Below are 548 nucleotides of genomic sequence, written 5' to 3'. Positions count from 1 at the left end.
GGGAGCTTGCAGAACGGTGCCGCTGGGCTCGCGGTAAAAGGGATTAGCGGCAATGGGGAGGTAGTAGTTGGGTTAGCCGGTGGAGACCCTTCATATTGGAGCGCGACCACCGGGTTCCAGACGATTCCCGATATTTTTCCACGTTATTGGCGAAATGCCGCAAATGGCGTTAGCGCAAATGGCCAGTTTGTGGTTGGTACCTCTTGGGGTCTCGCAGGAGGCGTCGCAGTCGGACGCGCCTTCCGGTGGGACATCGCGGCAAATACAGAGTTGGATCTAGGCTCGTTGGGTGGATTGGCCAGTGACGCTTATGGCATTAGCGATAACGGAGAGGTCGTGGTTGGTACCGCAGACACTTCAACAGCCACTGTTTATTTCGGCCGTGCATTCAGGTGGGAAGGCGGCGCTATGACCGATCTCGGCGTATTGAGAGCCGGAGACATCAGCGTCGCCCGAGGCGTCAGCGGTGACGGTCAGGTCGTGGTGGGTTACAGCACCAATGCAACGTTGGGCGCCAATGGCTATGGAGTAGAAGACTTAACCACCAG

The 548-nt window shown here is 57.5% G+C and carries 1 pseudogene; it reads left to right on the top strand.

The annotated features are described in order from the left end of the window. Positions 1-6 precede the first annotated feature (6 nt). Positions 7-548, top strand: a pseudogene (locus AC0IW7_RS24745) (hypothetical protein); the annotation flags it as partial.

The organism is Pseudomonas sp. AC229 (assembly GCF_979254655.1).
The sequence above is the reverse complement of the archived record's forward strand: the minus strand, read 5'-3'. Positions and strand labels throughout refer to the sequence as shown.